This window comes from Streptomyces sp. URMC 126, assembly GCF_051386555.1.
Taxonomy (GTDB): domain Bacteria; phylum Actinomycetota; class Actinomycetes; order Streptomycetales; family Streptomycetaceae; genus Streptomyces.
The window spans coordinates 1-4,801 of record NZ_JBPQTX010000431.1; the positions used below are offsets into that span (position 1 = coordinate 1).

Consider the following 4,801-nt stretch of genomic DNA (forward strand, 5'->3'; position numbering starts at 1 on the left):
GGGGCGGGGGTGGGACCCACCGGAGGGACAGCAGTCAGGGCCGGTGGAGGCGAACCGGAAGGGGCGGCCCCCCTGAGCCCTCAGACCGTGAAGTGCAGCACGTCGTCCAGGAACGGAATCTTCAGCCACGCGTGCGGCTGCGCGAGCATCGCCAGCAGCAGGATCGCCAGCCCCAGACCGCCGTACGTGAACATGTCCGTGAACCGCGACCGGACGGCGAGCATGCCCACCGAGGGCAGCGCCCACCGCAGCACCGCGCCGCCGATCATGGCGACACCGATCAGCATCGTCCCGATCCGGAACCCGTCCAGGGCGACGATCAGCAGCCCCAGCCCCGTCAGCCCCAGCACCACCAGCAGCGGCCACTGCCGGGCCGGGGCGGGCGCGCCCCCGGGGGCGGCGCGTCCGCCACCCTCCGGTCGCGCGGTGTCACGAGTGAACTGAGGGAAGCGGCGCGACACCCGGGACCGCCCGGACCCGGCCGCCTTGCCCGTCTCAGCCGGCATCGACGCTTCCCCCGGCTCCCTGGGAGCTCCCGGCCCCCTTGACGCCTTCGACGCCTTCGACGCCCTCGGCGGAGACCCCCGCGGCGAGCTCCGCCGCCTCGACGACGTTGACGAGCAGCATGGCGCGGGTCATCGGGCCGACGCCGCCCGGGTTGGGGGAGAGCCAGCCGGCGACCTCGGCGACACCGGGGTCGACGTCGCCCATGATCTTGCCCTCGCCGTCCCGGCTCACGCCGACGTCGAGCACGGCGGCGCCCGGCTTGACGTGCTCCGGCTTGATCAGGTGCCCGACACCGGCCGCCGCGACGACGATGTCCGCCTGACGCAGGTGAGAGGCGAGGTCACGGGTGCCGGTGTGGCAGAGGGTGACCGTGGCGTTCTCGGACCGGCGGGTGAGGAGCAGGCCGATCGAGCGGCCCACGGTGATACCGCGGCCGACGACGACCACGTGGGCGCCGTTGATCTCCACACCGTGACGGCGCAGCAGCTCGATGATCCCGTTCGGGGTGCAGGGCAGCGGCGCGGCCTCGTTGAGCACCAGACGGCCCAGGCTCATCGGGTGCAGGCCGTCGGCGTCCTTGGCCGGGTCCATCAGCTCCAGCACCCGGTTGGTGTCGATGTGCTTGGGGAGCGGGAGTTGCACGATGTAGCCGGTGCAGTCGGGGTTCTCGTTGAGCTCCCGGACGACCGCCTCGATCTCCTCCTGCGTCGCGGTCGCCGGCAGCTCCCGCTGGATGGACCCGATGCCGACCTGGGCGCAGTCGCGGTGCTTGCCCGCCACGTACCACTTGCTGCCCGGGTCGTCGCCGACCAGGAGCGTGCCCAGGCCGGGGGTGACGCCCTTGGCCTTGAGGGCTTCCACGCGCGTGGAGAGTTCGGACTTGATCGCGGCCGCGGTGGCCTTGCCATCGAGAATCTGAGCGGTCATGGCTCCATACTCCTGGATCCGGCGGCGGCCCTTCCAATCCGAGGTCCGACCGGGGCCCGACGGGGCCCGGTCGGACCCGGTCGAAGGTTCCGCCGCGCTGTGTTCACGGGTACTACGGGATCTCGTGGGGTGCCCGCGAGGGGCTCACGGGCGATCTCCTTCACATGGAGATCACGGTCACGCGGCACTTGAACAACGCCGAGGATATCGGCTGGACAAAATGTCAAGCCCCCAACCACGATGAATCGGTCAATGCCGCGGGCGGTCAATGGGGGCGAGCCGCTCAGCCTTCCTCCGAACGATCGCGCCGGGGTACGTCCCCCATGACTATCGGAGGAACCAGGCGACCATGAGCTTCGGTCAGCAGCACAATCCGTACGGCCAGCCCCCGCAGGCCGGCTACGGCTACCCGCAGCAGCCGGGCATGCCGTACGCGGCGTACCCGCAGGGTGGTGACCCGTACGCGGGTATGGCGCCGGTCCCCGCCGAGATGCCGGGCATCACCAAGGCCGCCCGCATCTTCATGTGGGTCATCGCCGGCCTGCACGTGATCGTGTCCGCCTGGTTCATGGTGGCCTACGCGCAGTTCAAGGACGAGGTCGAGAAGCACAGCGGCGAAACGGTCACCACCCGCAACGGCGACACCGTCGACGTCGACGCCATCGGCGACATCGGCAAGGGCGTCATGGCCTTCTTCGCGACGCTGGCCCTGGTGTTCGCGATCATCGGCATCATCCTCGCCATCCGCTACGCCAAGGGCCGCAACGGCGTCCGCGTCGGCTCCATCGTCTACGCGTCGTTCGCCATCATCAGCGGCCTGTTGACCACCGTCATGCTGGGCCTGGGCCTGGTGACGCTGATCCTGGCGATCCTGACCATCGTGTTCTGCGCCAAGCGCGCGTCCGCCGAGTGGTTCCAGCGTCCGCGTTACTGAGCGCGGCCCACTGCCGGCCCGGAGGCCGCATCCCGTCGGGGTGCGGCCTCCGGTCGTATCGCCCTCGGACGGGCAGACAGCGAACGCCCCGCCGTCAGTGGAAGAAGTGCCGCGTACCGGTGAAGTACATCGTCACACCGGCCGCCTTCGCCGCTTCCACCACTTCCGCGTCACGGACCGAACCGCCCGGCTGGACAACGGCCTTGACGCCCGCGTCGGCCAGCACCTGGAAGCCGTCGGGGAAGGGGAAGAAGGCGTCCGAGGCGGCGTACGAACCGCGGGCCCGCTCCTCGCCCGCCCGCCGGACGGCCAGCTTCGCCGAGTCCACGCGGTTGACCTGGCCCATGCCGACGCCGACGGTGGCACCGTCCTTGGCCAGCAGGATCGCGTTGGACTTCACCGCGCGGCAGGCACGCCAGGCGAACGCCAGCTCCGCCAGCTCCGCGCCGGACAGCGCCTCGCCGGAGGCGAGCGTCCAGTGCGCCGGGTCGTCGCCCTCCGCCTGGAGCCGGTCCTTGACCTGGACGAGGACGCCGCCCTCGATCGGGCGGACCTCGTCGACGGCCTCCGGGGCGTCGGCACAGCGCAGCACCCGGATGTTCTTCTTCCGCGCCAGGACCTCGACCGCGCCGTCCTCGTAGCCCGGGGCGACGACGACCTCGGTGAAGATCTCGGCGACCTGCTCCGCCATGGCCACCGACACCGGCCGGTTGACGGCGATCACACCGCCGAAGGCGGACAGCGAGTCACAGGCGTGCGCCTTGCGGTGCGCCTCGGCGACGTCCGTACCGACCGCGATGCCGCAGGGGTTGGCGTGCTTGATGATGGCGACGCAGGGCTCGGCGTGGTCGTACGCGGCCCGGCGGGCGGCCTCGGTGTCGACGAAGTTGTTGTACGACATCTCCTTGCCGTGCAACTGCTCGGCGTGGGCCAGCCCCTTGCCCGAGCCGTCCGTGTAGAGGGCGGCGGCCTGGTGCGGGTTCTCGCCGTAGCGCAGCACCTGCTTGCGGGTGTGGGTGACGCCGGTGAAGTCGGGCCAGGGGCTCTCGTCGGCCGCGTAGCCCTCGGCGAACCAGTTGGCGACCGCCACGTCGTAGGCGGCGGTGTGCTGGAACGCCTCGGCGGCGAGCCGCTTGCGCGCGTCGAGCGCGAAGCCGCCCTCGGCGACGGCCTTCAGGACGTCCGCGTACCGGGCGGGGCTGACCACGACTGCCACGGAGGGGTGGTTCTTGGCGGCGGCGCGGACCATGGAGGGGCCGCCGATGTCGATCTGCTCCACGCACTCGTCCGGGGACGCGCCGGAGGCGACGGTCTCACGGAACGGGTAGAGGTTGACGACCACGAGCTCGAAGGGGCGCACGCCCAGCTCGTCGAGCTGCTCGCGGTGGGTGTCGAGGCGCCGGTCGGCCAGGATGCCGGCGTGGACGCGCGGGTGCAGCGTCTTGACCCGGCCGTCCAGGCACTCGGGGAAGCCCGTCAGCTCCTCGACCGGGGTGACGGGCACCCCGGCGGCGGCGATCCGGCCGGCCGTCGAACCGGTCGAGACGAGCTCGACGCCGGCCTCGTGCAGCCCGCGGGCGAGCTCCTCCAGCCCGGTCTTGTCGTAGACGCTGATCAGCGCCCGGCGGATGGGCCGCTTCGTACCTTCGGCGGTCACGAGATCCGTACCTTTCGTCCCTCAATGCGGTAGCCGTGCCGGGCCAGACGCCCCACGACCTCGACGAGCAGCTGTCGCTCGACTTCCTTGATCCGCTCGTGCAGAGCGGCTTCGTCGTCCTCCTCCCGGACCTCGACCACGCCCTGGGCGATGATCGGTCCGGTGTCGACGCCGTCGTCGACGAAGTGGACGGTGCACCCGGTGACCTTCACCCCGTACGCGAGCGCGTCGCGCACGCCGTGGGCGCCGGGAAAGCTGGGCAGCAGGGCGGGGTGCGTGTTGACCGTCCGCCCGCCGAAGCGCGCGAGGAATTCCTTCCCCAGGATCTTCATGAACCCCGCCGAGACCACCAGGTCAGGGGCGTACGCGGCGGTCGCCTCGGCGAGGGCGCGGTCCCAGTCCGCGCGGGAGGCGTGGTCCCGCACCCGCTCGACGAAGACCGGCAGCCCCGCGCGCTCGGCGCGGTCGAGGCCCGCGATGCCGTCCCGGTCGGCGCCGACGGCGACGATCCGGGCGCCGTAGCCCTCGGGGTCGGCGGCGATGGCGTCCAGCAGCGCCTGGAGGTTCGTACCGGAACCGGAGACGAGGACGACGATGCGGGCGGCGGGCCGGGGCGAACCGGTACGGCCGGTGGCCTCGATGCGTTCGGCCGGACGGTCCGGGATCGCCGGAGCGGCCGTGTCGTCGGAGCGGTCGGAGGGGGCGGGGTGAGCCTGGGGGACCTCACCTAGAGACCCATAGCCGGCCACACCCCGTAGGCCTGTCTCTTATACACA

5 protein-coding genes are annotated in these 4,801 nt (G+C 71.6%); 1 reads left to right on the plus strand and 4 read right to left on the minus strand.

Annotation, left to right across the window (positions count from 1 at the left end):
* Positions 1–80: 80 nt before the first annotated feature.
* Together ACSNOK_RS30720 and ACSNOK_RS30725 are read right to left on the minus strand one after the other, a co-directional pair.
* On the minus strand, positions 81–506 hold the full coding sequence (locus ACSNOK_RS30720) for a DUF3017 domain-containing protein (protein ID WP_436784076.1): 426 nt from the start codon (positions 504–506) through the stop codon (positions 81–83).
* Entirely contained in the window at positions 496–1,434 is a 939-nt protein-coding gene (locus tag ACSNOK_RS30725) for a bifunctional methylenetetrahydrofolate dehydrogenase/methenyltetrahydrofolate cyclohydrolase (RefSeq protein WP_436784077.1), read from the minus strand. The genes ACSNOK_RS30720 and ACSNOK_RS30725 overlap by 11 nt, the downstream gene beginning before the upstream one ends.
* A 349-nt stretch (positions 1,435–1,783) precedes the next feature.
* Here ACSNOK_RS30725 and ACSNOK_RS30730 point away from each other — a divergent pair, with 349 nt between their 5' ends.
* Positions 1,784–2,368, plus strand: a complete 585-nt coding sequence (locus ACSNOK_RS30730; protein WP_436784078.1) for a hypothetical protein — start codon at positions 1,784–1,786, stop codon at positions 2,366–2,368.
* Between the two features lie 94 nt (positions 2,369–2,462).
* Here ACSNOK_RS30730 and purH read toward each other — a convergent pair whose 3' ends face one another.
* Both purH and purN read right to left on the minus strand, forming a co-directional pair.
* Entirely contained in the window at positions 2,463–4,025 is a 1,563-nt protein-coding gene (gene purH / locus ACSNOK_RS30735) for a bifunctional phosphoribosylaminoimidazolecarboxamide formyltransferase/IMP cyclohydrolase (RefSeq protein ID WP_436784079.1), read from the minus strand.
* Entirely contained in the window at positions 4,022–4,666 is a 645-nt protein-coding gene (purN, locus tag ACSNOK_RS30740) for a phosphoribosylglycinamide formyltransferase (RefSeq protein WP_436784080.1), read from the minus strand. The genes purH and purN overlap by 4 nt, the downstream gene beginning before the upstream one ends.
* Between the last annotated feature and the right edge of the window lie 135 nt (positions 4,667–4,801).

Coding starts and splice junctions, on each gene's coding strand:
- ACSNOK_RS30720 (WP_436784076.1), bottom strand. CDS start 506: ATGCCGGCTGAGACGGGCAAGGCGGCCGGGTCCGGGCGGTCCCGGGTG.
- ACSNOK_RS30725 (WP_436784077.1), bottom strand. CDS start 1,434: ATGACCGCTCAGATTCTCGATGGCAAGGCCACCGCGGCCGCGATCAAG.
- ACSNOK_RS30730 (WP_436784078.1), top strand. CDS start 1,784: ATGAGCTTCGGTCAGCAGCACAATCCGTACGGCCAGCCCCCGCAGGCC.